The 26,342-nt window shown below is 35.2% G+C and carries 24 protein-coding genes and 4 pseudogenes; 9 read left to right on the top strand and 19 right to left on the bottom strand.

From position 1 onward, the window contains the following. From ON07_RS17900 to ON07_RS02895, 6 genes are all read right to left on the bottom strand, one after another. Positions 1–435 (bottom strand): mechanosensitive ion channel family protein, encoded by a 435-nt coding sequence (locus ON07_RS17900; RefSeq protein ID WP_394330127.1) that lies wholly within the window; start codon positions 433–435, stop codon positions 1–3. Beyond that, positions 432–848 carry a mechanosensitive ion channel family protein gene (locus ON07_RS17895; RefSeq protein WP_394330126.1) on the bottom strand — a complete coding sequence of 139 codons (417 nt, stop codon included), beginning with the start codon at positions 846–848 and terminating at the stop codon, positions 432–434. Before ON07_RS17895 ends, ON07_RS17900 begins: the two co-directional genes overlap by 4 nt. A gap of 74 nt (positions 849–922) precedes the next feature. After that, on the bottom strand, positions 923–1,123 hold the full coding sequence (locus ON07_RS17630) for a hypothetical protein (RefSeq protein ID WP_010228053.1): 201 nt from the start codon (positions 1,121–1,123) through the stop codon (positions 923–925). Beyond that, entirely contained in the window at positions 1,095–2,957 is a 1,863-nt protein-coding gene (locus ON07_RS14325) for a thioredoxin domain-containing protein (RefSeq protein ID WP_010228052.1), read from the bottom strand. Before ON07_RS14325 ends, ON07_RS17630 begins: the two co-directional genes overlap by 29 nt. 122 nt (positions 2,958–3,079) lie before the next feature. Further along, positions 3,080–3,280: a dodecin family protein gene (locus ON07_RS02900; protein ID WP_010228050.1), complete on the bottom strand. Its 201-nt coding sequence runs from the start codon at positions 3,278–3,280 to the stop codon at positions 3,080–3,082. 113 nt (positions 3,281–3,393) lie between these two features. After that, a complete protein-coding gene (locus tag ON07_RS02895) occupies positions 3,394–4,314 on the bottom strand; it encodes a NifU family protein (protein ID WP_010228047.1) in 921 nt (306 codons plus the stop codon). Positions 4,315–4,466: 152 nt separating this feature from the next. Between ON07_RS02895 and ON07_RS02890 the strand changes: the two genes are divergently transcribed. Beyond that, positions 4,467–5,465, top strand: a complete 999-nt coding sequence (locus ON07_RS02890; RefSeq protein WP_050915842.1) for a PorP/SprF family type IX secretion system membrane protein — start codon at positions 4,467–4,469, stop codon at positions 5,463–5,465. Here the strand turns inward: ON07_RS02890 and murI are convergent. From murI to ON07_RS02850, 8 genes and pseudogenes are all read right to left on the bottom strand, one after another. Continuing rightward, complete coding sequence (gene murI / locus ON07_RS02885; protein ID WP_010228044.1) at positions 5,462–6,253, bottom strand: glutamate racemase; 792 nt, start codon at positions 6,251–6,253, stop codon at positions 5,462–5,464. The genes ON07_RS02890 and murI overlap by 4 nt on opposite strands. Before the next feature lie 64 nt (positions 6,254–6,317). Continuing rightward, the gene (locus tag ON07_RS02880) at positions 6,318–6,827 is read right to left on the bottom strand and encodes an OmpH family outer membrane protein (RefSeq protein ID WP_010228043.1); all 510 of its coding nucleotides are present in this window, start codon (positions 6,825–6,827) and stop codon (positions 6,318–6,320) included. 127 nt (positions 6,828–6,954) lie between these two features. Next, positions 6,955–7,695 carry an OmpH family outer membrane protein gene (locus tag ON07_RS14320; protein ID WP_010228042.1) on the bottom strand — a complete coding sequence of 247 codons (741 nt, stop codon included), beginning with the start codon at positions 7,693–7,695 and terminating at the stop codon, positions 6,955–6,957. Positions 7,696–7,726: 31 nt separating this feature from the next. Continuing rightward, positions 7,727–10,363 (bottom strand): outer membrane protein assembly factor BamA, encoded by a 2,637-nt coding sequence (gene bamA, locus ON07_RS02870; RefSeq protein ID WP_081483364.1) that lies wholly within the window; start codon positions 10,361–10,363, stop codon positions 7,727–7,729. 7 nt (positions 10,364–10,370) lie between these two features. Next, positions 10,371–11,108, bottom strand: a complete 738-nt coding sequence (locus tag ON07_RS02865; RefSeq protein WP_010228040.1) for an isoprenyl transferase — start codon at positions 11,106–11,108, stop codon at positions 10,371–10,373. 1 nt (position 11,109) lies between these two features. Continuing rightward, the gene (porG, locus tag ON07_RS02860; RefSeq protein ID WP_010228039.1) at positions 11,110–11,817 is read right to left on the bottom strand and encodes a type IX secretion system protein PorG; all 708 of its coding nucleotides are present in this window, start codon (positions 11,815–11,817) and stop codon (positions 11,110–11,112) included. A gap of 100 nt (positions 11,818–11,917) precedes the next feature. After that, positions 11,918–12,803, bottom strand: a pseudogene (locus ON07_RS14315) (NAD kinase). A gap of 2 nt (positions 12,804–12,805) precedes the next feature. After that, positions 12,806–13,462 (bottom strand): CBS domain-containing protein, encoded by a 657-nt coding sequence (locus ON07_RS02850; RefSeq protein ID WP_010228038.1) that lies wholly within the window; start codon positions 13,460–13,462, stop codon positions 12,806–12,808. A 91-nt stretch (positions 13,463–13,553) separates the two neighbouring features. On the opposite strand from ON07_RS02850, the gene ON07_RS02845 reads away from it, so the two are divergent. The 8 genes and pseudogenes from ON07_RS02845 to clpX all read left to right on the top strand — a co-directional run bounded on the left by ON07_RS02845 (position 13,554) and on the right by clpX (position 21,940). Then, positions 13,554–14,270, top strand: a complete 717-nt coding sequence (locus tag ON07_RS02845; protein WP_010228037.1) for a pyridoxine 5'-phosphate synthase — start codon at positions 13,554–13,556, stop codon at positions 14,268–14,270. Further along, complete coding sequence (locus ON07_RS02840) at positions 14,267–15,031, top strand: alpha/beta fold hydrolase (RefSeq protein WP_010228035.1); 765 nt, start codon at positions 14,267–14,269, stop codon at positions 15,029–15,031. Before ON07_RS02845 ends, ON07_RS02840 begins: the two co-directional genes overlap by 4 nt. A 116-nt stretch (positions 15,032–15,147) precedes the next feature. Continuing rightward, on the top strand, positions 15,148–16,398 hold the full coding sequence (locus tag ON07_RS02835) for an OmpP1/FadL family transporter (RefSeq protein WP_010228033.1): 1,251 nt from the start codon (positions 15,148–15,150) through the stop codon (positions 16,396–16,398). Positions 16,399–16,421: 23 nt separating this feature from the next. Next, positions 16,422–17,987, top strand: a complete 1,566-nt coding sequence (locus ON07_RS02830; protein ID WP_010228031.1) for an SGNH/GDSL hydrolase family protein — start codon at positions 16,422–16,424, stop codon at positions 17,985–17,987. A 132-nt stretch (positions 17,988–18,119) separates the two neighbouring features. Further along, complete coding sequence (locus tag ON07_RS02825) at positions 18,120–18,461, top strand: phage holin family protein (protein WP_010228029.1); 342 nt, start codon at positions 18,120–18,122, stop codon at positions 18,459–18,461. 86 nt (positions 18,462–18,547) lie between these two features. Then, positions 18,548–19,870, top strand: a complete 1,323-nt coding sequence (gene tig, locus ON07_RS02820; protein WP_010228027.1) for a trigger factor — start codon at positions 18,548–18,550, stop codon at positions 19,868–19,870. Between the two features lie 86 nt (positions 19,871–19,956). Further along, the gene (gene clpP / locus ON07_RS02815; RefSeq protein WP_029331376.1) at positions 19,957–20,634 is read left to right on the top strand and encodes an ATP-dependent Clp endopeptidase proteolytic subunit ClpP; all 678 of its coding nucleotides are present in this window, start codon (positions 19,957–19,959) and stop codon (positions 20,632–20,634) included. 72 nt (positions 20,635–20,706) lie between these two features. Next, positions 20,707–21,940, top strand: a pseudogene (clpX, locus tag ON07_RS14310) (ATP-dependent Clp protease ATP-binding subunit ClpX). Positions 21,941–22,392: 452 nt separating this feature from the next. Here clpX and groL read toward each other — a convergent pair. The 5 genes and pseudogenes from groL to ON07_RS02785 form a co-directional block, all read right to left on the bottom strand. Next, positions 22,393–24,028 (bottom strand): annotated as a pseudogene (groL, locus tag ON07_RS14305) (chaperonin GroEL). A 125-nt stretch (positions 24,029–24,153) separates the two neighbouring features. Beyond that, positions 24,154–24,429: a co-chaperone GroES gene (locus ON07_RS02800; RefSeq protein ID WP_010228022.1), complete on the bottom strand. Its 276-nt coding sequence runs from the start codon at positions 24,427–24,429 to the stop codon at positions 24,154–24,156. 144 nt (positions 24,430–24,573) lie between these two features. Next, positions 24,574–24,922, bottom strand: a pseudogene (gene secG, locus ON07_RS02795) (preprotein translocase subunit SecG). Then, positions 24,919–25,794, bottom strand: a complete 876-nt coding sequence (locus ON07_RS02790; protein WP_010228018.1) for a hypothetical protein — start codon at positions 25,792–25,794, stop codon at positions 24,919–24,921. Before ON07_RS02790 ends, secG begins: the two are co-directional and overlap by 4 nt. Continuing rightward, positions 25,794–26,297 carry an LptE family protein gene (locus tag ON07_RS02785; protein WP_010228016.1) on the bottom strand — a complete coding sequence of 168 codons (504 nt, stop codon included), beginning with the start codon at positions 26,295–26,297 and terminating at the stop codon, positions 25,794–25,796. The genes ON07_RS02790 and ON07_RS02785 overlap by 1 nt, the downstream gene beginning before the upstream one ends. Positions 26,298–26,342: the final 45 nt, after the last annotated feature.

Below are 26,342 nucleotides of genomic sequence, written 5' to 3'. Positions count from 1 at the left end.
TTAACTAATCCCTTCTTTTTTATCTGAATGATTATAAAAATGCACATCTCTTTGTGGGAAAGGAATTCCTACTCCGGCAGCTTCTAATCTCGTTTTTGCTTCTTCAATTGTATACCAGTGGCAATCCCAGAAATCTTCATTTAAAGCCCAAAATCTTAGAGATAGATTTACTGCACTATCTGCTAATTCTGTAACAACTACTTGAGGCGCAGGGTCTTTAAAGATTTTCTCTTGCTCTGCCATAAGATTTACAAGAATATCTTTCGCTAGCTTAATATCACTATCGTAAGAGATTCCTATAGTAATTGCATCTTTTCTCTTACCTTCAACGGTATAATTTATAATATTATCGTTTGTTAACTGACCATTAGGAATTACCGCCAACTGATTTCCAAAGGTTGTTAATTTAGTATAAAATAAAGAGGTTTCCTTCACCGTTCCGGAAACACCTTGAGCTTCAATAAAATCTCCACTTTAAAGGGTTTCAATACAATAATTAGAACTCCTCCGGCAAAATTAGAGAGTGAACCTTGTAAGGCTAAACCAATTGCCAAACCTGCAGCACCAATAATTGCTACTAGAGAGGTGGTTTCCACACCTAGTTTTGTAATCACCAATATAAATAAGATGATTTTAAGCGTGTAGTTGGTGATGTTAACTATAAAATTTTCGAGAGTTACATCAAAATCTGCTTTGTCAAAATATCTTCGAATATAGCCTACTACAATTTTAATAAGCCAAAGTCCAAATATTAATAAAAATAGAGCGTAAAGAAGACTAGGAAGAAAGTCTATAAACTTGTCTGTATATTCTTTTGCGTATTCTTCCCAATTGTCTAAGTATTTCATTGATTTTAATTTTTCGCAAAAAAAAGATATTTATTGCGGAATTGATAATTTTTGCTGTTTAAGTATTGTTAAATCTATTTTATTAACTCTAAAGCTGCTTTTATTGTTGTTACAGGAAGCTGGCATGCTCCATTGGTGCAAACGTAAATGAGATCTTGACCTTCTTTAAATCTATGTTGAAAAAGGGGGGAATTTTCACTTTCTACTTCTGAACCTGCAATTAAAACATTAGGAAGATACTGGGTGTTAAGCTCTTGCAGTATTTTTTTTTGCATTTGGCCCCATAATTACAACTTCATAAAAACTGTGGTTAAAATTAAGGTGAAGACTTAGCCAGTTGGAATAGCCTTGTGGATAATCCTCAAGTTGAGGGGTTACCGCATTTATCATTTCTTCTGAAATATTTAAAAAAGTCCCCTCTTCAAAATATTTTGAAAGTTTGAATAGATTTTGAGCCATCACAGAATTTGATGCAGGGATTACATTGTCTGAAAGTTCGTAATTCCGAGTAATAAGTGGCTTGTCTTGCTTAGATGTAAAATAAAATAGTCCTGTTTCCGGCTCATAGAAAATTTGGATGCTATAATCCATCAATTTCTTTGAAAAATGAAGCCATTCAAAATCTAAGGTAATCTCATACAATTTAATAAAGGCTTCAATTGTAAAAGCATAGTCTTCTAAATAGCCGTTAATGGAACTTATTCCATTTTTAAAGGAGCGATGAAGATTTCCTTCAGATTTATATAAGTGTTCTTGTATAAAGGTAGCATTTTGAAGGGCGGTAGCTAAATAATCTTTGTTTTGAGTAATCTTATAAGCATCTACATAACCGGATAGCATCAAGGCGTTCCAAGAGGTTAGTTGTTTATCGTCTAATCTTGGCTTTTCTCTTTTATTTCTTTCTTCTGAAGAAAGTACCTCTAACCAATGAGCTTTTATCGCTTTAAATTCCATTGAATCTAATTGATTCTTGTTTAAAAATGAAGCTTCATCTTCGGTTCGAATTAAAACGTACTCATTGTCCTCCCATTTTCCATAAGAATTCACATTGTAATATTCCTTAAAAAGGGAAAACTCATCTTTTAAGAGCTCTTTCAATTCGTCTACTTCCCAAGTATAAAAAGCTCCTTCTCTAAGTTTGCCGTTTTTATCGATGCTGTCTGCATCTAGCGAAGAGTAAAATGAGCCTTCTTTGGTTTTAAGGTTGTTTTCTATAAATTCCAAGGTTTGTTCTACCACTTCTCTATACCAACCTATTTTTGTTACAGCATAGGCTTTGCTATATAGACTCACCATTTGGGCGTTGTCATACAGCATTTTCTCAAAATGCGGAATGTGCCATTTTTCGTCTACAGAATATCTTGAGAATCCTCCTTCAATATGATCGTAAATGCCACCAAAGGAAATCTTAGTTAGACTCAGTTTTACAAAATCTTTAATGTTTTTATGATTGTATAACTGTGAATACTTCAGTAAAAATTCAAAATTAGAAGGGATCACAAACTTGGGAGTTTGTTTAGTTCCCCCATATTGCCAATCGAAATTCTTTTCTAATTTTTCAGAGATAAGATTGAGATCGATATCGTTTTCAGATTTCGAACTTGCAATCAATTGAATATTTTTAAGTCCTTCATTTAATTTATCGGCGTATTCATATAACTTTTCAGGGTTTTCTTTATAGAGTTTGGCAATTTGTAACAACGAATTTTTCCAGTCTTCTTTCCTAAAGTAAGTACCGCCCCAAACCGGGCGACCATCTGGTAAGGCAACTATATTCATTGGCCATCCACCGCTTCCTGTCATTATTTGTACGGCACTCATATATACCATATCTACATCTGGTCGCTCCTCCCGATCTACTTTTATATTATAATAATGGGTGTTCATGATTTCTGCCACATCTTCATCTTCAAAACTTTCATGTTCCATTACGTGGCACCAATGGCAAGCGGCGTAACCTACGCTAATAATAATCAGCTTATTATCTGCAACAGCTTTCTCTAGAATATCAGATCCCCAAGGATACCAATTTACAGGATTGTGAGCATGCTGTAAAAGATAGGGGCTGCTTTCGTTGATTAGAGAATTTGTATGCTTTTCAGATTTCATAAATAATAATATAAAAAAATAAAAGAATCATTTAAAGCGAAAAAGCTAATAACAAGTATTTCAGTCTGTAAGACTATTAAATTACTTGCTATTAGCTTTTACTAATTTTTCTGAAGAAAATTTTAGCTTACTTCAAAAGAGATTTTTACGTTTACACGATACTCGGTTAAATTTTCACCTTGTACTCGTGCACTTTGGTCTTTTATGTAAACAGATTTGATGTTCTTTATCGTTTTAGCTGCGTGTACTACAGCATTTTTAGCTGCGTCTTCCCAACCTTTACTAGAGGTTGCCATTACTTCAATTACTTTAATTACTGCCATAATATTTCTTTTAAATTGGTTATTATTAATTACCTATCTAAGTTAGTGAATTATAAAGGCCTTGTTTATAAAGCTATGTTAAATGGCTAATCCTTAGCATTTGTAAAATAATACTATCCGTTTGCAGCTTCTACATGTTCTACTTTCCCTTGCAGCATATCTCGCATCATGGCTTCGATCCCATTTTTTAAGGTAGCGGTAGAAGATGGGCAACCACTACAAGCTCCCTGTAAGATAACTTTCACAGTTTTGGTTTCTTCATTGTAGGAGTCAAAAATGATATTTCCTCCATCACTTGCAACAGCGGGTTTTATGTATTCTTCTAAGATCTCGATAACTTGAGTAGAAACAGGATCCAAATTTTCCGGTTTCTTATCTCCAGTAGCAACAGCTTTATTTTCTTGCTCTTTTTTAAGCGTTTCTTTTAAAACGATGTCTTTCCCATCCTGAATGTATTTGGTGATAAATTCACGTAATTCCATGGCAATCTCCTCCCAGTTTGCGATATCGTATTTATTAATAGAAATATAATTCTCATCGATAAATATTTCCTTCACATAAGAAAAGTTGAATAAGGCTCTTGCTAAAGGAGCATTTTGAGTAGCATCTATATTTTTAAACTCAGCTGCTGCGATCACCAATTTCTTGTTGGCCACAAATTTCATTACAGATGGGTTGGGAGTAGTTTCTGCATAAACAGTAACAGGCACTTTTTTGGAAGGGGTCGCAGTACTGTCATCTGCTTTTATAATAACTCCATGATTATTTAAGTACTCCAATAATTGTTCTGAAACCTCTTCCTGCACATCTGCCCATTCTATTATATTGTACTTTTCTATAGCTATAAAATTCTGAGCTATAAAAACAGTTTTTACAAATGGTAAGTGAAATAATTGCTGTGCTAAAGGGGATTTTTGAGCTTCCTCTATATTTCCGAATTCAAAACTTTCATGTCTTGTTAAAAACTGATTTGTTTCAAATTTTACAATCGCCGGATTAGAGGTTGGCTCTATATTTATGGTATATGTGTTCATCTTCAATATTTTGTTGCAAAATTACTAAAACAAAGTGCGGTAATCTATATATTTACAATTGTTATTCCACTTGCCTTGATAGGTTAAACTTATCTTGGAATTATTCTGAATTTAAAAAGGGCCTTGGTATTTTTCAAATGATTTGTCATTTAATGAAATTATATTTTTTTGTCATTCTTGCGCTATGCTTTTTAACGACTTCGACTTCTGAAGCTCAAGAAGTAATACCTACCTATTCAGACTATTTAACTGATAATTTATATTTATTGCATCCTTCTATGGCGGGTGCAGCAAATTTCAATAAAATTAGACTTACTGCGAGGCAGCAGTGGTTCGACGTGAAAGAGGCACCTAGTTTACAAACTTTAAGTGTAAATGGCCGATTAGGTGAAAAGATTGGGGTTGGAGGTATCGTTTTTAATGACCAAAATGGAAACTATTCTAAACAAGGTGTGTATGCTACAATGGCATATCATTTATTGCTTTCCAGAAGTGAACTAGATCTCAATCAATTTTCGTTTGGGATAAGTCTAGGGGTTATACAACATAGTTTAGATCAATCCGGCTTTACAGATTTCGATCCGCTAATTGGAGGCGGAAATCCATCAGATATCTACGCAAATATGGATGTTGGGATGTCTTATTATTATTTAGATTTTTTCGCACATGCAACGGCTAAGAATATTCTTCCAATTAGAAGAGAATTATTCTATTCAGATGCTGTGCCTAATAATCAGCGAAAGTATTTATTCTCTACGGGCTATGTTTATACCAAAGCAAACAGCGATTGGAGTTTTGAACCTTCAATTTTATTTCAGTTAAGAGATCAAACTTCAGAAAAATCTATAGATGGAAACCTAAAGGCGTACAGAACTTTAGAACTTGGAGATATTTTTGGAGGTGTTTCTTATAGAAGGAGTTTTGAGGGTGCAGAATATACTACTGATGGAACAAAGATCGAAAATCAGCAATTGCAATATGTAACTCCCTTTATTGGCTTAGAATACAAGAGATTCCTTTTTGCGTATACGTATTCGCATCAAATAAACTCTATAGTGCTTAGTAATAATGGTTTTCATCAAATTACCTTAGGCTACAATTTTGGAGAGGATCGTGGAAGATACGATTGTAAGTGTCCTGCGATCAATTAGAAATCTAAATAAGTAACTTCTAGGTTATTTTCTTCAGCAGCTACTAATTTTGCTAGAATATCAGGATCGGCATTGCTGTAAAGAATGTGCTTTGAGTTATTTGCAGAAGTATTCATTAACTCGTTTTCCAAAAGCACTTTCTTGGTTTGTCTCGCAACTGCTTCCCCGGAGTCTATAATGGTTACATCTGCAGGTAAAATTTCTTTTAAGACAGGAAGTAAATAGGGATAGTGGCTACATCCCAAAACCAGATAATCGATCCTTGCATCGAGCATTGGTTTTAGAAGTTTGGATAATAGCTCCTTAATCTCGGTGGAATTTTGTCTTCCTTGCTCGATAAGACTTACCAAACCGTTTCCTACTACTTCTATAATATTGATATTTTCTGAATATAGTTCGGAAGTCTTGGAGAACAGTTTACTGGAAAGTGTCCCTTTGGTGGCTAGAATCCCAATAGATTTTGTTTGAGATTTTAATGCTGCCGGTTTAATTGCAGGTTCTATCCCAATAATTGGTAGAGGGTAGGTGTCTCTTAAAATTTGAATAGCATTGGTGGTAGCCGTATTACACGCTACTACGATAATTTTGCAACCCATAGCTAGAAGCTTTTCAGTATTTTTTTTACTTAAAGCTATAATTTCCTCGATAGGTTTTTCCCCATAAGGAGCATTCTTACTATCGGAAAGATAAATGCTATGTTCTCTAGGTAATAGCTGGATCACTTCCTTCCAAATAGAAGTGCCGCCTACGCCAGAATCAAAAAAACCAATGGGGCTTGAGTTGCTCATTGGTACAAAAATAAAAACTGCGCCTCAATGAAGCGCAGTTTTATGAAATATTATTTAGAAAATATTACATTCCTAATTCTTTCTTTACGTCAGGCATTAAATTATAACCATCTGCCATGATCACTCCAGCTCCATTAGAAGAGTCTAATACGTAATCGTATCCTTTAGCTCTTGCAACTTTTTGGATTGCAACTCTAGCTTTTTCGTAAACTGGCTTTAAAAGATCAAGTTCTTTTTTCTGAAGATCTTGTTGTGCCTTTTGTCCGTGTTCTTGAATTCTTCTTTGAGTTCCTTGTAATTCTTGAGCTCTTTTTGCATTTTCTTCATCTGTCTTTGTAGCAGCCTCAGATTCGTAACGTTGCATTGTTTTTTGAGCTTCAGTCATCATATCTCTGATCTCAGCATCGTAGGTCTTTTGTAATTTTTCTAATTGTCCCATAGCTTCTTTGTAAGAAGGCATAGTTTCAACTAATTCTTGAGACGCAATATGAGCAACTTTCGATTGTGCATTAGTAAAAGCTGTTGCTCCAATCATTAAAGCTACTGCTATAAAAAGGGTTCTAAATTGTTTCATTTTTAATGTATTAATTGTTAAGTGTTAAAGGTTTGCGTTATTTATTAATCGTTATCTTTCTTTTTCATGTCCTCAATTTTTTGCTTTCTAGCGGCATCTATCGAGTCCTTTTTACGTTGTCTATCTGCTAATATTTTTGCCTGCGCTCTTCAAACTCTCTTTTTTTAACCTCTCTAATCGAGTCTTTTTCTTGCTTTCTAGCTTCTAAAAGAGCTTCTCTTTCATCTTGCACGGCTTTCACAGCTTGTTGCTTTTCAGCAATTTCTTCATCTTCCTCTACAGTACGATTCTCTTCAATTTCCATTTCAGCAATCTCGTCTCTAGAACTTAACTGTTCTCTTTTAGATGCTCTTGTAATGATCCTTAAAACTTGATCGCTAATGTTATGTTTTTCTGCTGAAAAAACCATTCCCACATTAGAGGTTCTGTCAAAAATATAATCGTAATTTCTTTGAGCTCCAATTTCCTGAATCGCATTAAAAACCTGATCCTGAATTGGCTTTATTAATTGTTTCTTCTGAAGTAAAAAATCTCCATTAGAACCGAAACGTTTCTGCTGATATTCTGCTATTTTAGATTCTTCGAAAGCGATCGTTGCTTCTCTTTCTTCAATAAGTTCCTTTGTTAATAAAGGTCTTTCTTGTTCCAGAGCAATTTGCATTGCTTCCACTTTCTTCAAATCTCTATCCAACTCCATCTTCCACTGCTGCACTCGCTCTTCTAATTGCGCCGAAGCCTCTTTATATTCAGGAACATTTGCCAAGATAAATTCCATATCTATATAAGCGATCCTGTTTGGTTTCTGAGCCTGAACTAATGGCTGAAATCCTGCTAAAAAAATTAGTAGAATAAAAACTTGACGTTTCATAGTATTGCTATTAGAAATAATCGTGCCAAACCTAGAATTGCTGCCCGATTATAAAGTGAGTTTCCCAACCATTTGGTGATGTTCCTCCAGGGATAGGATCAAAACCATAACCAAAGTCTATTCCTAGCAACCCAAATTGAGGCATAAAAATTCTCAATCCGGCACCTGCAGACCTGTTTAACTGAAACGGATTAAAGTCTCTAAAATTGTCATAAGATGCTCCACCTTCCATAAACATTAATGCGTAAATAGATGCTGCTGGTTTAAGCGTGATAGGATACCTTAATTCCAGCGAGTATTTGTTATAGATCACGGCTCCATCTTGATTGGTAGCCTGACTAAAACTTGTTCTATCTAAAGGTACTAAAGATTGGTTTGGATATCCCCTTAATGCAATACTTTCTCTTCCATCTAAGCTGAAAGCCCCTAGTCCATCTCCACCTAAATAGAAACGCTCAAAAGGAGGAATCCCACGATCATTATTATAAGCTCCAAGGAATCCATATTCTACACCTGTTTTTAAAACTAGAGGTCCTTTAGGCCCTATATTAAATAAGGTCGTAAACCATGCAGCGTCAAATTTTATTTTATAAAATTCTAACCATTTAAATTTTTCCTGATCTATTTTAGCTTGATCTCCTACCGGTGTATCACCTGGTCGTAGTCTTAAGCCATCTGAATTTAAAAGATTTCCATCTGCATCTTCAAGTTGGAATTCTCTTTGGTTTTCAAGATCATTATAATCTACACCGTTCCATAAAGAGTACGGAGGCGTAAATTTTGCTATAAAATTAAATTCAGATCCTACTGTTGGAAAAATTGGGTTTAACCCTTTACTGTTTCTGCTAAGTCCTAATGTGTAGGTAAGGTTATTAGAGAATCCATCCCCAAAAGTAAATAGTCCTGTGTTATAATTATTTAAATCGTATCTCTGGAAACCTACTGCTTGAGATAAGGTGAAATAATCGTCTGGCCATTGTAATCTCTTCGCTAAACCAACATTTACTCCTAAAATATCGAAACTTCTAGATTTATCTGCTCTTCTAGTTTGTGGGTCAAATAAGAATTGTCTTGTATAAGAAAAGGAAGTAGATAAACTTTTAGGTTTTTTTCCACCTAACCATGGTTCTACAAAAGAAAGACTATAGGTTTGGTAATAGATACTTGCTTGTGCTCTCAAAGATAGTTTTTGACCGTCTCCCATTGGAATTGGCTTATAGGCCTCTTTATCAAAAATACCTGCAAGTGAGAAGTTATTAAAAGATAATCCTAAGGTCCCAATGAAACCACCACCACCATAACCACCTTGTAGCTCTATCTGGCTAGCTCCAGCTTCTGTTACGGCATATTCCATATCTAGCGTTCCGCTATTTGGATCTACGTTTTGGAAATTTGGCTGCACATTCTCTGCATCAAAAAATCCAAGCTGACCTATTTCTCTAATAGTTCTTACAACATTTTCCTGACTGTATTTTTGGCCTGGCTTCGTACGTAGTTCACGATATACAACGTGATCTTTGGTCTTGGTATTTCCAACTATACTAATTTTGTTGAAATAAGCTTCCTTACCTTCCACAATTCTGATCTCAAAATCTATAGTGTCATTATATACCTTGGTTTCAACCGTGTTTATTTGAGCAAAAAGGTACCCGTTGTTTTTGTAAAGGTTGGCAATATCCTGAGAATCTGGCTTGGACTGATCTGAGATACGTTTCTCTAATAGTACTCCATTATACACATCCCCTTTACTTATTCCTAAAGCTCTCTTTAGTAAGTCATCAGAATAAACCACATTTCCTATGAAATCTATGTTTCCAATATAATGTCTATTTCCTTCTTCTACTTGAAGTTGCAATGCAACTGTTTCAGGATTTTCTATGATCAAGGTATCAGATACTATCCGTGCATCTCTAAATCCTTTTTCTTTATACTTATTTACAATTTCAACTTTATCTGCTTCAAAATCATCATAATTAAATTTTGATCGCTTCCAAACTCTAAAGAAATTCTTCTCTTTAGTGTTGCTCATGGCACTTTTAAGCTTAGCATCACTCAACTCTTCATTACCAATGAATTCAATATCGCTCACTTTTACCTTTTCTCCACGATCTACATTTACTACCATGTTTACCTTACTGGCACCTGTAGTATCTACAACTGGAGTCGTATTGATAGATACTTTTGTATTAAAGTAGCCATCTTTTTTATACTTGTCTTCTATATAATTTTTGGTAGTAGTTGTGAGATTTTCTGTTACCTTGGAACCAGGAGTTAAAGAGTTCTCTTTTATGAGTTCCTCTTGAGCAGTCTTTTTCTTGATTCCTTGAATTCTAACTTCTGCCAACTCCGGAACTTCCTGAATTTCAAGTTCAAGATCTGCAACGTTACCATCTATATTGCTAACGTAAAAATTAATGTCGCTAAAAAGACCAAGGTCCCAAAGCTTCTTTATAACCTTACTTAATTTATCTCCCGGAATAAAGATTTCATCACCAGTTTTTAAGCCTGTATAGGCTATGACAGTCTGCTCATTATAACTAACTGTTCCTGTTACTTCAATCTTTCCTATTGTATATTTACTTCCTCCACCTAGCGGTAAATCTTGTGCCTGAAATGATAGGGTATACAAAAAACAAAATGCCAAAAGGCTTAAAAACTTTTTTGACATGCTTGCTTTAACTAATCTGCTCACTGGTTTTTCCAAATCTTCGTTCTCTCGTTTGATAATTATAAATGGCTTCGTACAAATCTTCTCTACGAAAATCAGGCCATAAAATCTTGCTAAAATATAATTCTGCGTATGCTATTTGCCATAATAGAAAGTTACTTATCCGTTGTTCGCCACTGGTTCGAATAAGTAAATCTACGTCCGGTAAATTTTGGGTGTAAAGATGCTGATTTATAATTGATTCATCAATAGCATCTAAGGATAATTCCTCATTTTTTACTTTTTGGCTAATATCCTTAACTGCATGAATCAATTCTTCCCTAGAACCATAGCTTAAAGCTAAAGTAAGGGTCATTCTATTGTTATTTTTCGTCTTATCTATAACTTCTTTAAGCTCTTTTTGCGCTTTTTTAGGTAATGTATCAAGATTTCCTATGGCATTTAGCTTAATGTCATTTTTGATAAGTGTTTTTATTTCTTTTTTCAGTGAAGTGACCAATAATCGCATTAGCGTATCTACTTCCAATTTTGGGCGATTCCAATTTTCTGTAGAAAAAGCATATAAAGTAAGATTTTCGATGCCTAACTCCGCAGAACCTTCTACAACGTCGCGAACGGCTTTCGTGCCTTCTTCATGTCCAAATGCACGTAAAAATCCTTTTTGCTTTGCCCATCTACCATTACCATCCATAATAATGGAAATATGTTTTGGTAAACTTTTTAGGTTGATTTTTTCTTTGAACATTTTATATATTACAGTAACATGGTTTTTTTCCGAACGTAAAGGTAAAGCTTACACCTGAAAATACATACCAGTCTTTAGTATTTGTGTTCCCAAATTCTCTTGGGGGGTCTCTTCGCCCTAATAATTCTTGAGGATTACTACCATCGATATTGTCGGTAAAGGTATATCTTACCCCAATTTCTAGAGCGCCTATGATTTTTGGAGTTATTGTTTGCTTATATCCAAAAATCAATGGAATTGCAAAACTCCAGTTGTCTCCTTGAGGTTCTAACATCCCTGAGTTTGGGCGATCCGCACTTAAATAATGATGATTTGTGTTAAAATAGGTGATTCCTGTATAAAGGTATGGTGTGCCTTGCTGTACAGCATCATGAAGATCGAAAGCGTAAAAATTGAACTCCAGTCCTAATGAAGCTTCTGCAATATGGTTTGTAAAACTATAAGCTCTTTGCTGCCTACGTACTTCATTAGATTTAGTGTCGTCTGCCTGAATTTCAGCATATAGTAAACTAAATCTAAAGCTATGTCTATCGCTTCTATTCCATTTAACTAAAGCACCACCTACAAGCGTACTGGGATTTATATAGGAAGATTTTCCTACATCTCCTATATAGTTTGCACCTCCAATAAATGGACCTAATTCAAAGGTTTGAGCAACAGTAGATTTAGAGAAAGCAAACAAAATAATTAGTAATATCAGGTGCCTCATAGGTTTTCAAAAGTTTGCAAATATAACAATATTGTTTGCCCTGCAATAATTTAGGCGTTTTTGTATATGTCTATAAACAAATAATGCAGGGTTTTATTGTTTAGTTGCGTTTGTCTTCGCCCCATAAAAGTTTTTTTCTAAGGGTCCCAAGAAAACTATCTTTTTCGATCTCTACCATACTAATTGTGAAGGGAGCAATTTTAATGTTGATCTTGGTGTCATTGCTAAGGGTTGCAATGCGAGAATCCATAGAAACTAGAAAAAAGTCCTCTCTTCCCGATACTTTAAGACTAATTTTAGTGTCATCCTTTATTACTAAGGGTCTTGCGTTCAAATTATGAGGAGCAATTGGAGTTATGACCAAGGCTTTTGTGTCTGGAACGATTACCGGGCCACCACAACTTAGAGAATAACCTGTAGAGCCAGTAGGGGTAGAAACTATTAAGCCATCTGCCCAATAAGACGTTAAATATTTATCGTTTAACCAGGTTTCCACGGTGATCATGGAAGTTGTATTTTTTCTGCTCACCGCTATTTCATTCAGTGCATAATTTGTCTCTCCAATTTCTTCGCTTTTTGGACTTGTCTCTATGCACAAAACTGTTCTTTCTGAAATCTCATACTTTTTTTGAAGGATAGAAGAAATACTCTTCTTAATCTCTTCCTTTTGAATAGTGGCAAGAAAACCGAGTCTTCCAGTATTAATCCCTAAAATAGGAATGTTAAGATCCTGTATATAGTTGATGGATTTTAAAATAGTACCATCTCCACCGATGCTAAAAAAAAAGGTCATAAGAATTGTCTAGCTCTTTAAAAGTGCTAAAATGATTATACTCTTTGCTTAGTATTTTATGCTCATGAATGAGTTGAAGGAAATTTTTTTCAACAAATACCTCAATATTTTCTTGATTTAGTATATCAAAAAGCTCCTTTATATAAATACCAGAATCTTTGTGATAAAATTGACCGTAAATCCCTATTTTCATCTTTATATATTAAGGTACTTATCCAAATATCTGGAGCGTTCTTTTAAATTCTTGCTATAAAGGTCCTCTTGATGTTCAGAAATTATGGTATAGCCATACCTTCTAAGTGTTTGTAAAATTTCATTTAAACCCGAGGCATTTACTTTTACAGTGATTTGTGTAAGGTCATTTTCCTGTAAAGAAACAAACATTCCGGAAATCCGGGCATTTTGGGATTCTATAATCTGGCCTATTTCGCTAAATGAATAATCTAAACTCCCTTTCTCTAGAACAACTATTCCTCCAGCTTCATTAAGAAACGGCGTTTCGTTAAATTGATGCAGAATATCACTAAGCTCTAAATAGCCAAGATATTGATTTTCTAATCCTAAAACTGGTAAAATATTGGTTTGCTGTTGGGCAAATGTTTCTAAGGTTTCCAACCAATTGTCAGATAATCGTGCATAAAAGCCTTCCAGAGCGTATTGATAATCGGAAATTGTTTTTTCTGAATTAAAACATCGCACATCATTTTCAGAAATACATCCCAAATAAACATCTTCTTTCCCGACAGGCAAATGAGAATAGGTGAGCTCATTGAACTTTTCCTTTAGATCACCTATTTTATCGGTAACCTGACAGATCTCCATGTCGTTTATTATATAACTCTCAATACTCATAATTCCTCTTCATTTTAATGCAAATTAATTAAAATTATATTCAATAAGGCATCTGCATCTTTGTATTTTTGTTAATTCAAAGCCAAATAAAATGACTCATTTAAGTGTAAATATCAATAAAATTGCCACACTAAGAAATGCTAGAGGTGGTAATGTTCCAGATTTAGTTCAATTTACGAAGGATATAGAATCTTTTGGGGCTGAAGGAATCACGGTTCATCCCAGGCCGGACGAGCGCCATATTAGATATCAGGACGTTTTTGATCTTAAGCCAGTGGTAAAAACTGAATTTAATATTGAAGGGAATCCAATCCCTAAGTTTATCGATTTGGTTTTGAAAGCAAAACCTACTCAAGTAACCTTGGTGCCGGATGCTGTGGATGCTATCACCTCCAATGCGGGTTGGGATACCATTCAGCATAAAAATTTTTTAAAAGAAGTTATTTCAGAATTTAAGAGGAATAACATTAGAACTTCCATTTTTGTAGATCCAAATGTGAAGATGGTGGAGCATGCGGCAAAAACTGGTACAGATAGAATAGAATTGTATACTGAAGGTTATGCGGAAGAATTTGGAAAAGGAAATAAAGACGCTGTAAAGATATATACAGATTGTGCTAAAATGGCTATTGAAATGGATCTGGGTTTAAATGCGGGTCATGATCTTTCCTTGCAAAATATTCAATATTTTAAGCAAGAAGTTCCTGGATTGCTAGAGGTTTCTATTGGACATGCCTTAATTACGGAATCTCTTTATTTTGGTTTAGAAACAACAATTAAGAGGTATTTAAAATTACTGAAAGGATGATAAAATTAAATGCGACCGTCATAGGGGAAGGTATTCCATTCTTAATCCTTCATGGGTTTTTAGGGATGAGTGATAACTGGAAAACCCTCGGCAGTAAGTTTTCGGAAAATGGGTTTCAGGTTCATTTATTAGATCAGCGCAATCATGGTAGAAGTCCTCATACTTCAGAAATGAATTATAAGGTAATGGCTCAGGACATTAAACATTACTGCGAAGAAAACAATTTAAAGAATATTGTGCTGCTTGGGCATTCTATGGGTGGGAAAGTGGCTATGCAGGTAGCGGGAGATTTTCCGGAATTGTTACAAAAACTTATCGTTGTAGATATTTCTCCAAAATATTATCCGCCTCATCATCATGAAATATTAAAAGGTCTAGAAGCTTTAGATAATGAAACGATCACCTCCAGAGGAGATGCTGAAGATTTCTTAGCCAAATTTGTTCCGGATAAAGGAACCCGGCTTTTTCTTCTGAAGAATTTATACTGGAAAACCAAAGAAAAACTTTCTCTTAGATTGAACTTGGAAGTATTGAGCAATTCTGGAGAAGATATTGGCGCTGCACTTTCAGAAAAAATCATTTTTTCTAAACCTACTTTATTTATTCGGGGAGGAAATTCGGGGTATATCACTGAAGAAGATAATACTTTAATACATAAGCACTTCACAAATTCCGAAATCAAAACTATAGAAAATGCTGGGCATTGGATACATGCTGAGAAAATGAATGAATTTTATCGACTAGTATTATCGTTTCTGTAGTTTTCTGTTAAATTTATTATGTACGCATAATAAATTTATTCATTTCCTTGCGTAATTTATAATTTATGCTAATTTTGAGGCATCCATAAAAAAACATATTAACTCTAAATTTAATTATGAAAAAACTATTATTTCTAGCGGTTTTCGCGTTGACTACCGCAGTAACCTATGCCGGAGGGTATCGTGTGAGTTTGCAGGGGCAGCGGGCTTTGGCAATGGGACATACCGGAGTGGCAGTCGTAAACAGTGCAGAACTTGGGTTTTTTAACCCTGCTGGATTAGTGTATTTAGAGAATAAGTTAAACGTATCTGTTGGTGGGTTTGGAGTGTTTTCAGATGTTGTTTATCAAAATGTAGAAACTGGAGATTTTGCTAGAACAGATAGCGGTGTAGGAACACCCTTGTATTTGTATGCTTCCTATAAAGTTACAGATTGGCTTACGGCAGGCTTAAGTGTTTATACTCCTTACGGAAGTTCTGTGGAATGGGAAGACGACTGGGCAGGTTCACATCTTGTAAATAATATAGATCTTGCTGCAATTTACATTCAACCTTTATTGTCTTTAAAGTTAAACGAATATTTTAGCGTTGGGGGTGGACCAATATATGTGACTGGAAGTGTAAATTTCAATAGAAATCTAAATAGAACTTTAACTGATATCGATGGAAATAGAGCGGAAGTAACAGTAGATGCCTCTGGTGTTTCTAACTGGGGATGGTCTGCTAGTGCAATGTTTTCTCCAACCGAAGATTTAAGAATTGGTTTTAACTATAGATCTGAAATCATTTTGGAAGCGAAAGATGGGGATGCAGATTTTGAGAATATTCCAAACTCTCCTTTAACTCCATTCGAGGATACTCAATTTGATGCAGAATTACCTTTGCCGGCTGAACTTGCTGTAGGTTTTTCTTATGAATTTTGCGATAAATGGTTATTTGCATTCGACTATAATATGACTTTTTGGAGTGTTTACGAATCTTTGGATTTAGATTTTGCTAATCCTAACATTCCAGACTCTCAAAATGCTAGAATGTATGAAGACTCTTCTATCTATAGGTTCGGTCTTCAATATGAAACTAACGACATGTTCACCTTAAGAGCTGGATATTACTTTGATGAGTCTCCAGTGCAAGATGGGTATTTTGCTCCTGAAACGCCTCGTAACGATTCCAACAACTTTACTGCTGGACTTTCAGTTAATGTAAATGAGCGTTTTGCTATAGATGCCTCTTTCTTATATTCTAGGTTTAAAGAAATAGACGCGTCTTACGATTTTTATTTCGAAAACGGACAAGCAGTTCCATTTTCAGGAACCTACAAGTCTAGTGCATTTGTACCGGGAATAGGAATAACTTATAAATTATAATAGTTTAAACCAGATATTAAAAAATGAAAAATTATATAAAATATTTACCATTTCTGGCATTAGGAGTTATTTCTTGTGAGCCGGAACTAGACAATCCCGTAGATGAAGTCGGATTTTATTCTAATGGAGAAACAGACTTTTCCAATTTTGTAGCTTTAGGGAATTCACTAACTGCGGGATATGCAGATGGTGCCCTTTACATAACTGGGCAAGAAAATTCGTATCCTAATATTATGGCACAGCAATTTGCTAAAGTTCAGGAAACTCAATTGTTTACTCAGCCATTAGTAAATGACAATGCTGGAGGATTATTACTGGCAGGAAATCAAATTACTGCTAATAGATTTGTATTGGCTGTTGGTGCGAATGGAAGTCCGCGTCCTCAAATTTATACAGGAATGCAGCCTACTACAGATATTGCAAATGTATTATCTGGACCATTTAGCAACATGGGTGTGCCGGGAGCAAAAAGTTTCCATTTGGTAACTCCAGGTTATGGTGATGTTTCTGGAGTTCCAGTTGGAACTGCAAATCCATATTTTGTAAGGTTTGCTACAAGCCCTAGCTCAACTATTTTAGCTGATGCTGCCGCTCAAAACCCAAGCTTCTTTTCTGTATTTATAGGGAATAACGATGTGTTGAGTTTTGCGACTTCTGGTGGAGTTGGAGTAGATCAAACAGGAAATTTAGATCCAAGTACGTATGGAATGAATGATATTACGGATCCACAGGTTTTTGCTTCAGTTTATTCAACGATAGTAAATACAATGGTTGGAACAGGGGCAGATGGTGCTTTGGTGAATTTACCGGATGTAACTTCTATTCCATTTTTTACTACAGTTCCAAATAATGCATTGGTTTTAGATGCAGCAACGGCAGCAAACCTAACAGGTTTCTTCCAAGCAGTAGCAGGGATATTTGCACAAGGAGCAATCCAACAAGGTGTAGATCCTGCAGTAGCTCAAGCTTTAGCTGCTCAGTATGCACTTACATTTAGTGCAGGTCCAAATAGATTTTTAATAGATGTGCCGGTTTCTCAAACAAATCCTTTAGGGTTTAGACAAATGACAGAAGATGAATTATTAGTTCTTACTATAGATCAGGCAGCCTTAGCTCAAGGTTATGGTTCTGTGGTTTTAACTCCTGAAGTTTTACAGGTATTGGGGATCTTACAAACAGGAGGACAGCCAACTCCAGAACAAGCTCAGTTAGTATTAGCTGCGGTAAGCGGGGTAGACGATAAAGATGCTTTGGATAAAGATGAGTTGTCTGCAATTTCTACAGCTCAGGCTAGTTATAATGCAACTATAAAAGCCTTGGCGCAAGCTAATGGATTGGCATTTGTAGATGCTAGAGCTACATTAGCACAAGTTGCTAATGGTGGAATCCCATTTGATGGAGGTGTTGTGACTTCTCAGTTCGTAACAGGAGGTGGGTTTTCTCTAGATGGAGTACACCCAACTCCAAGAGGGTATGCCTTGGTTGCAAACACAATTATAGATGCGATTAATGCAACTTACAACTCCACAGTTCCAAAAGTAAATATCGGAGCTTATGGTACGGTTACTTTAAGTAATGATGTTCAATAATATTTCTTGATAGTATTCAACTAATTAAATTTTTGGATGCTAATAATTATATCATAAAAAACTAAAACGTCGGATTTATTCCGGCGTTTTTTTTGCATTTTTGTGAGATAATCAATCAAAAAAAACTAAAATATGAAGTTTCTAATACGCATTCTTTTAACCGCCGTAGCTGTAGTTTTACTGGCGAAATTTTTACCTGGCGTAACAGTTGCCGGTTACGTCACTGCGATTATTGTGGCGATTGTCTTGGCTATTCTTAATCTTATAGTGAAGCCAATTCTGGTTATTTTAACTTTACCGGTTACCATTGTTACTTTAGGTTTGTTTTTGTTAGTTATTAATGCGGTTATAATCTTGCTGGCAGATGCTTTTGTAAGCGGATTTGGAGTCGATGGATTCTTGATAGCCCTTATATTTAGTTTGTTGCTATCGCTTTTGCAAACAATATTATATTCCATACTAGGATCCGATTAGAAGAGTGCTGAAATTCAGCGTTTTGAAACTTTGCGAACAAGCGAAAAATGTGTACTTTTGCACACCAATTTTTATAACACGTTACAATGAATATTACCAGAGAGAATATTGATGAATTGAATGCGATAGTAAAAGTAGATATCGCGAAAGACGACTATACTGAAAAAGTAGATAAAATCTTAAAGGATTATAAGAAGAATGCGAATATTCCTGGATTTAGGAAAGGTCATGTTCCTATGGGAATGGTGAAGAAGCAATACGGGAAAGCTGTATTGGTAGATGAGGTGAATAAATTATTGCAAGACGCTTTAAATAAATATTTAACTGAAGAAAAATTAGATGTTCTTGGTAATCCGTTACCAAAAGAGCAAGATAATTTTAACTGGGATCAGGATAATTATTCTTTTGAATTCGAATTAGGTTTAACTCCACAATTCGACGTGAATTTGAAGACTAAAAAGCCTATCACTCATTACAATATTGTGGCAGGTGAAGAGATGATCAAAAATCAGATCACTCATATCCAGAAGCAATATGGGAAGTTGGTTTCTAAAGAGGTAGCTGAAGAAGGAGATATCGTAGCAGGAACTTTCGTAAATGAAGACGAGAATATAGATAATTTAGGGACTATTACTTTAGACCAATTAAAAGGAAAGAAGAATCTAAATAAATTAGTTGGAGCTAAAAAAGGGGATGTTATCAAATTGAAAACTAAAGGCCTTTTTGAAGATGATCACCAATTAGAAAAAGTTCTTAATGTAGAACATGATAGAATTCATGATTTAGATGTTGAGGTGACTCTTACCGTAACTGAAATTAATCATCAGGAATCTGCAGAGTTGAATCAAGAATTGTTTGACAAGCTTTTCCCAAATTCAGAAGTGAAAAATGTAGAAGATCTTAAAGAAAAGATCAAAGAAGATGCTTCAAAACAATTTCAGCAACAAAGCGATCAGCAATTATTGAATGATGTCACTGAAGCTTTAATAGAAAACAACAAATTTGATCTTCCAAAAGAATTTCTTCAGAAATGGATCCGCACAGCAGGTGAGAAGCCATTAACAGAAGAAGAAGCTAAAGAAGAATTTGTAAAGAGTGAGCAAGGTTTAAGATTTCAATTAATCGAAGGGAAATTGATCCGTGAGAACAATTTGGAAGTAAAATTTGAAGATCTTAAAGAATTCACAACGGCTAGAATCAAGGAGCAAATGGCTCAATTCGGGCAAATGAATCCTTCAGAAAAAGAACTGGATGATATCGCTGCGCGTGTACTTTCAAACCAAGACGAGATCAAACGTTTATCTGAGCAATTGATGAACGAAAAGCTGTTAGGATTCTATAAAGAAAACATCAGTTTAAAACAAAAAGAGGTTACTTACGAAGACTTTGTTAAAGAAATCTACAAGTAGACTTTCTTGAAATTTATACATATCTTTAAGGCGTTAAACCAATGGTTATAACGCCTTATTTACTTAAATAGAGAATATAAACAGCTATGAATTACGGAAAAGAATTCGAAAAATACGCCATAAAAGATCATGGCATCAACGGGAATTATTACGATAAAATTATCACGAGTATGAACCCAATGGGGATGACCCCAAATATTATTGAAGAACGCCAAATGAATGCTGTGGCAATGGACGTTTTTTCACGGTTAATGATGGACAGAATTATCTTTTTAGGTACGGGCATCAACGACCAAATCGCTAATATTATTCAAGCGCAACTTTTGTTTTTAGAAAGTACAGATGCTGCTAAGGACATCCAAATTTACATTAACTCTCCGGGCGGAAGTGTGTATGCAGGTCTTGGAATCTACGATACGATGCAGTTTATTAAACCGGACGTGGCAACAATCTGTACGGGAATGGCAGCTTCTATGGGAGCGGTATTGTTATGTGCAGGAGAAAAAGGAAAACGTAGTGGATTGCCACATTCTAGAGTTATGATTCATCAGCCTTTAGGTGGCGCACAAGGACAAGCGAGTGATATAGAAATTACTGCACGTGAGATCCTTAGCTTGAAAAAGGAATTGTATGATATTATTGCAAAGCACAGTGGTCAATCTTACGACAAAATTGAAGAGGATAGCGATAGAGACTTCTGGATGAAAGCAGATCGTGCGAAAGAGTATGGGATGATAGATGAAATCCTAACCCGCGACAAATAGAATGATTTAGGATACTGCCGGTATATTTCATATATTCTGGAAGCAGTATTTAAAATATTGAAATTGAAAGAAATGGCGAAAGATGATTTAGAGTGTTCCTTTTGTGGAAGGAAAAAACCAGAAACAGATCTCCTGATTGCAGGTTTAGATGCACACATTTGTGATAAATGTATCGAACAGGCTCATGGGATTGTTTTGGAGGAATCAAAACAAGGAGGTGCCAAAGAGTTGTTATCAGATTTGATGCTTAGTAAGCCGAAGGTAATAAAAGCCTTTTTAGATGAATACATTATAGGACAGGAAGCTACTAAAAAAAGTAATGTCTGTGGCGGTTTATAATCACTATAAAAGATTATTGCAACCTAAAAGCGAAGACGATATTGAAATTCAAAAGAGTAATATCGTTATGGTAGGGGAGACCGGAACTGGAAAAACCCTCATGGCAAAAACAATCTCTAAGATGTTAAATGTTCCTTTGGCTATTGTAGATGCTACAGTTTTAACGGAAGCTGGTTATGTAGGAGAAGATGTAGAAGGAATTCTTACGAAGCTTTTACAGGCTGCAGATTACAATGTAGATAAAGCCCAACGCGGTATTGTTTTTATAGATGAAATAGATAAGATTGCTCGTAAAAGCGATAATCCTTCAATTACCCGAGATGTTTCCGGAGAAGGAGTTCAACAGGCATTATTGAAGTTGTTGGAAGGAACTACTGTAAATGTTCCGCCAAAGGGAGGAAGAAAGCATCCAGATCAAAAATTTATAGAAGTTGATACTGAAAATATTTTATTCATTGCAGGTGGAGCTTTTGATGGTATCGAAAGAAACATCAGTAAGCGTTTAAACATGCAGGCTGTTGGATTTAGCGCTTCCCAGAGTGAAGATAAAATAGAGCGCACCAATCTTCTGAAATATATTATTCCGAAGGATTTAAAAGATTATGGGTTGATTCCTGAAATCATTGGACGTCTACCAGCTCTTACGTATATGGATCCATTAGATAAGGATACGTTAAGAGCAATTCTAACAGAGCCTAAAAATGCCATTATTAAACAATACAAGAAGTTGTTTGAAATGGATGACATTTCTTTTGAAATTACTGAAGATGCACTTAACTATATAGTTGGAAAAGCTGTAGAATATAAATTGGGAGCAAGAGGATTACGATCTTTGTGTGAGGCAATTTTAACCGATGCGATGTTCGAAATGCCGGAAGGTGAAGAAAAAGAACTTATCGTGACAAAAGAATATGCAGAAGACAAATTAAATAAATCTACCATAAGCAAGCTGAAAGCGGTTTCTTAAACGGAGATTAGATTTTTTAAAAAGCCATCTGTAGTATTTACAGATGGCTTTTTTAATATCTTTAATTTTTAAAATTTCAAATGATGGAAGAATCAAAGAGCAAACAATGGAATTGGAAAATGATCTTGATATTCGTTGTGGTTTTTTTTAGTTGTAAGTCAGATTCTATCAGATTGGGAACATTTTAAAGAAGGATTATTTTCTGCTTTTTAAGCGAAAGAGTTATAATTTAATTTAGTTTTTTTAGAGTCTTTTGCCCTACATTAATTTATAACAGTTGTCAGATTGAAAGCCCCGAAACTTCGGGCGAAACCTCCCTTTTAAATTGAAAAGTTCTCGACTGCGCTCGAACAGACAAAAGCGATGAAGTTTATTATTTGAAAAATCAATAAAAAAAACCCGTTTCAAATTTTGAAACGGGTTTTAATATTTAATATGCTGCGCCATTACCATTACATCATTCCGGGCATACCTCCACCATTCCGCCTGGCATTCCGCCACCAGCGCTATCTTCTTTAATATCTATTAAAGCGCATTCTGTAGTTAAGATCATTCCGGCAACAGAAGCAGCATTTTCTAATGCAATTCTTGTTACTTTCTTAGGATCTATAATACCTGCTTTTAGCATATCTACATAAGTATCGGTTTTAGCATCGTAACCAAAATCTTTTTTACCTTCCAGTACTTTGTTGATTACCACGGCACCTTCACCACCAGCATTTTCAACAATAGTACGTAAAGGAGATTCTATCGCTTTATTCACGATTTGGATACCAGTCATTTGGTCTGCATTTTCACCTTTTAAGCTCTCAAGAACTTTCTTGGCTCTAACCAATGCAACACCACCACCGGCAACAATACCTTCTTCAATAGCCGCACGAGTTGCATTTAATGCATCGTCCACACGGTCTTTCTTTTCTTTCATTTCAACCTCTGAAGCAGCACCTACATAAAGTACAGCAACACCACCAGCTAATTTAGCTAGACGCTCTTGAAGTTTTTCTTTATCGTAATCTGAAGTAGTAGATTCTATTTGAGCTTTAATTTGTTGAACACGCTCTTTGATAACTTTATTATCTCCAGCTCCGTTTACTAAGGTTGTATTGTCTTTATCAATAGCAACTTTTTCAGCAGTTCCTAACATATCTAAAGTAGCATTTTCTAAAGAGAAACCTCTTTCTTCAGAAATTACAGTACCTCCGGTAAGAATTGCGATATCTTCCAACATTGCTTTTCTTCTGTCTCCAAATCCTGGAGCTTTCACTGCAGCAATTTTTAAAGATCCACGAAGTTTGTTTACTACTAAAGTAGCAAGTGCTTCACCATCTACATCTTCAGCGATAATCAATAAAGGTTTTCCTGATTGAGCAACCGGTTCCAAGATTGGAAGTAGGTCTTTCATAGAAGAGATCTTTTTGTCATATAACAAGATATATGGATCTTCAAGATCTGAAGTCATTTTCTCGCTATTAGTAACAAAATATGGAGAAAGGTATCCTCTATCGAATTGCATCCCTTCAACAACATCTACATGAGTCTCAGTTCCTTTAGCTTCTTCAACAGTAATTACACCATCTTTTCCAACTTTTTGGAAGGCTTGAGCTATTAATTCACCAATATGGTCATCATTATTAGCAGAGATAGATGCTACTTGCTTTATTTTTTCTGAAGAGTTTCCAACTTCTTTCGCTTGTTTGGTAAGATCTGCTGTAATTGATTCCACAGCTTTATCTATACCTCTTTTAAGATCCATCGGGTTTGCACCTGCAGCAACGTTCTTAAGACCTTCTGCTACGATAGCCTGAGCCAACACAGTTGCTGTAGTAGTACCATCACCGGCAAGATCATTGGTTTTAGAAGCAACTTCCTTCACCATTTGAGCTCCCATATTCTCAAGCGTGTCCTCTAATTCTATTTCTTTAGCAACGCTAACACCATCTTTTGTAACCACAGGGGCACCAAAAGATTTTCCAATAATTACGTTACGACCTTTAGGTCCTAAAGTAACTTTTACAGCATTTGCTAATGCATCTACTCCGCGCTTTATTCCGTCGCGGCTTCAAGATTAAATTTAATATCTTTTGCCATTGTTTTTAGTTTTTTGAAAACTTCAGCTTGTATTTATGCTAGGCATAAAAGCGAAATTTTATTTTAGTTAATAAATTATAGATTCTAATTTCAAAATGCAGAAGGCATTTTAAATGTGTAAGGGTTTACACTATTGCAAGAATATCATCTTCTCTCATGATAAGATAATCTTTCCCTTCCAATTTTAGTTCGGTACCAGAATATTTACCATAAAGTACTTCATCACCAACCTTAACGGTCATGTCATGTTTTTTGGTCCCTTTTCCAACTGCAACTACTTTACCTTTTTGTGGTTTTTCTTTTGCGGTTTCAGGAATATAAATACCAGATGCTGTTTGAGTCTCGGCAGCAGCAGGCTCGATAAGTACTCTGTCTGAAAGAGGTTTAATTTTTAAAGCCATTATGAAATGTATTTTAGTTAATTAATTTAATTTGTACAGAGCCTAATTGACCAAAATTATGCCACGCCAATTATACTGACATTATGAAACAAAAAAATGCCAGCTTATGACAAGCTGGCATTGTATATTATAAGGAAAAGTTTATTATTCCTGCTCTGGCTCTTGTTCAGTTTGAATTGGAGTTTGAGTAGCTTCTGGAACTGTATTTTTAATTGTCCCATCGTTATCGATAACTCTAGACTCAGAAATGCCACTTCCATCCATAACTGTAATGTTAGAAAGTAGGATTAAAGCCAACATTAAAGTAGCAAGAGTCCAAGTACTTTTATCTAAAAAGTCTCCAGTTTTCTTTACTCCTCCTATTTGTTGACCTCCGCCACCTCCAAATGAAGATGAAAGTCCGCCCCCTTTAGGGTTTTGTACCATAATTACTACTACTAGCAAAAATGCTACAATGATTATCAACGCTAAAAAAAATTGTGAATGTGCTCATTCTTTTCCTGTATTATTTTCTTGTAATTTCTTAATTGCCCGAATTTGGTCTGCAAAGAAACCACTTTTTTCGGGATTTTTCAAACTTAAAATCTTGAAAGCTTGAATTGCTTTTTTATAGTTTTTTTGTTCCAAATAAACCCTCGCCAAAGTTTCTGTCATTAGGGCCTCCGGAGGCACGGTTCTGTCTAATGCTATATTGGAATTTGTAGCAGGTTTAATTGGTTTTATCTTTGGGCTTTTCGAAATAAAATTATCTATAAGCTGCGATTTTCTGGATTTTAATGAGGGCTTCTTTTTTTGATTAGAAATGTTGCGCTCAATAGGAGTTGCTCTGGTTAAACTAAGCCACTCTGAAAAAGAATGTGATTCCTTCGCATTAAATTCTAAAGGCTTTCCAATGCTTATTGGAGATTCTTCAGAAGCCTTATTTTCTTTTATTACAACTTCAGGTGCAGCTTCTAATTTTTCAAATAAGAAAGGATCCATTACCTGATCCGATTCTATTTGCTTCATTTTTATAGCTTCATTTATAGCAAGGCTTTTAGTTCCGAAAACTTCTTCAGGTTCAAAAACCGTGATATTTCTTAAATTTTCTTCCTGATTCTTGATTTGCAGCGCAACTTTATCTTGAAGAAAATTTGCTGAAGTAATAAAATCGAATAAAACACTCCTATCTAAAGTATGCGCAGCTGTTCTTCTAAGTTCAGAGTTGTATTTAGGACTATCCATAGAATGTAGACCCTTAAGATAAGTCGCTCTTGCAGCCTGAAAAAATGGAAATCTCTCTAAAATAGATTCCAACTCGGCTATTTCTGACGATTTTACAGAAGCAGAATTTTCAAATAAGGAAGTTAATTCTTTAGAATTCATTACCAATTTGTAAGCGTTGCATTAAAAATATCCTGAGTAATTCTGGTATAAATCTCTTCCAGGGCAGTGTCTAGAATGGCGCCTATTAATTGGTCATTTGCTCCATAATCATAATAAAAAGAAAATCTCCTTTCTAGATCCTTCTCTGGTTGTAAGGTATTATAATATCTAAGATTCACCGAAATGGTTAGCCTATTTTGAGCAGCAGTGTTTTGTGCAGTTGCCGTAATTGGTGCAACATAATAATCTATTATTTCACCTTCATAAATAAGATCTCCTCCTTCATTTGTTAAGCTTAAATTAGTTTGATTCTGAATAAGATCTTGAAGCTGTAATGTAAAGGTTCTGTCAATTCCCGGTTCAACTCTATCTGCAGTATTCTGGAAATAGTTTACTTGAAAAGTTTTAGCTGCACCGGTATCGGCACCGGTAAAAGAGTATAAGCCACAGGATTGAAAACTGAGCAGTAAAAGGCAACTTAAAATAAAAACAAACTTTTTCATTTACTATTATAATTTAAATACTTCTAAAAACCTGAAACCTGAAAC

The organism is Gillisia marina, assembly GCF_000258765.1.
Lineage (GTDB): Bacteria > Bacteroidota > Bacteroidia > Flavobacteriales > Flavobacteriaceae > Gillisia > Gillisia marina.
This window is presented reverse-complemented; position numbering and strand designations above follow the sequence as displayed.

What these genes read in the sequence shown, in the direction of transcription:
- ON07_RS02850 (WP_010228038.1), bottom strand. Translation starts at nt 13,462, where the DNA reads ATGAGTATTGAGAGTTATATAATAAACGACATGGAGATCTGTCAGGTT.
- ON07_RS14325 (WP_010228052.1), bottom strand. Translation starts at nt 2,957, where the DNA reads ATGAAATCTGAAAAGCATACAAATTCTCTAATCAACGAAAGCAGCCCC.
- ON07_RS02800 (WP_010228022.1), bottom strand. Translation starts at nt 24,429, where the DNA reads ATGGCTTTAAAAATTAAACCTCTTTCAGACAGAGTACTTATCGAGCCT.
- ON07_RS02825 (WP_010228029.1), top strand. Translation starts at nt 18,120, where the DNA reads ATGAAGTTTCTAATACGCATTCTTTTAACCGCCGTAGCTGTAGTTTTA.
- ON07_RS02830 (WP_010228031.1), top strand. Translation starts at nt 16,422, where the DNA reads ATGAAAAATTATATAAAATATTTACCATTTCTGGCATTAGGAGTTATT.
- ON07_RS02890 (WP_050915842.1), top strand. Translation starts at nt 4,467, where the DNA reads ATGAAATTATATTTTTTTGTCATTCTTGCGCTATGCTTTTTAACGACT.
- ON07_RS02835 (WP_010228033.1), top strand. Translation starts at nt 15,148, where the DNA reads ATGAAAAAACTATTATTTCTAGCGGTTTTCGCGTTGACTACCGCAGTA.
- porG (WP_010228039.1), bottom strand. Translation starts at nt 11,817, where the DNA reads ATGAGGCACCTGATATTACTAATTATTTTGTTTGCTTTCTCTAAATCT.
- ON07_RS17895 (WP_394330126.1), bottom strand. Translation starts at nt 848, where the DNA reads ATGAAATACTTAGACAATTGGGAAGAATACGCAAAAGAATATACAGAC.
- ON07_RS17630 (WP_010228053.1), bottom strand. Translation starts at nt 1,123, where the DNA reads ATGCAAAAAAAAATACTGCAAGAGCTTAACACCCAGTATCTTCCTAAT.
- clpP (WP_029331376.1), top strand. Translation starts at nt 19,957, where the DNA reads ATGAATTACGGAAAAGAATTCGAAAAATACGCCATAAAAGATCATGGC.
- ON07_RS02895 (WP_010228047.1), bottom strand. Translation starts at nt 4,314, where the DNA reads ATGAACACATATACCATAAATATAGAGCCAACCTCTAATCCGGCGATT.
- tig (WP_010228027.1), top strand. Translation starts at nt 18,548, where the DNA reads ATGAATATTACCAGAGAGAATATTGATGAATTGAATGCGATAGTAAAA.
- murI (WP_010228044.1), bottom strand. Translation starts at nt 6,253, where the DNA reads ATGAGCAACTCAAGCCCCATTGGTTTTTTTGATTCTGGCGTAGGCGGC.
- ON07_RS02785 (WP_010228016.1), bottom strand. Translation starts at nt 26,297, where the DNA reads ATGAAAAAGTTTGTTTTTATTTTAAGTTGCCTTTTACTGCTCAGTTTT.
- ON07_RS02880 (WP_010228043.1), bottom strand. Translation starts at nt 6,827, where the DNA reads ATGAAACAATTTAGAACCCTTTTTATAGCAGTAGCTTTAATGATTGGA.
- ON07_RS14320 (WP_010228042.1), bottom strand. Translation starts at nt 7,695, where the DNA reads ATGAAACGTCAAGTTTTTATTCTACTAATTTTTTTAGCAGGATTTCAG.
- ON07_RS02865 (WP_010228040.1), bottom strand. Translation starts at nt 11,108, where the DNA reads ATGTTCAAAGAAAAAATCAACCTAAAAAGTTTACCAAAACATATTTCC.
- ON07_RS02845 (WP_010228037.1), top strand. Translation starts at nt 13,554, where the DNA reads ATGACTCATTTAAGTGTAAATATCAATAAAATTGCCACACTAAGAAAT.
- ON07_RS02790 (WP_010228018.1), bottom strand. Translation starts at nt 25,794, where the DNA reads ATGAATTCTAAAGAATTAACTTCCTTATTTGAAAATTCTGCTTCTGTA.
- ON07_RS02840 (WP_010228035.1), top strand. Translation starts at nt 14,267, where the DNA reads ATGATAAAATTAAATGCGACCGTCATAGGGGAAGGTATTCCATTCTTA.
- bamA (WP_081483364.1), bottom strand. Translation starts at nt 10,363, where the DNA reads ATGTCAAAAAAGTTTTTAAGCCTTTTGGCATTTTGTTTTTTGTATACC.
- ON07_RS02900 (WP_010228050.1), bottom strand. Translation starts at nt 3,280, where the DNA reads ATGGCAGTAATTAAAGTAATTGAAGTAATGGCAACCTCTAGTAAAGGT.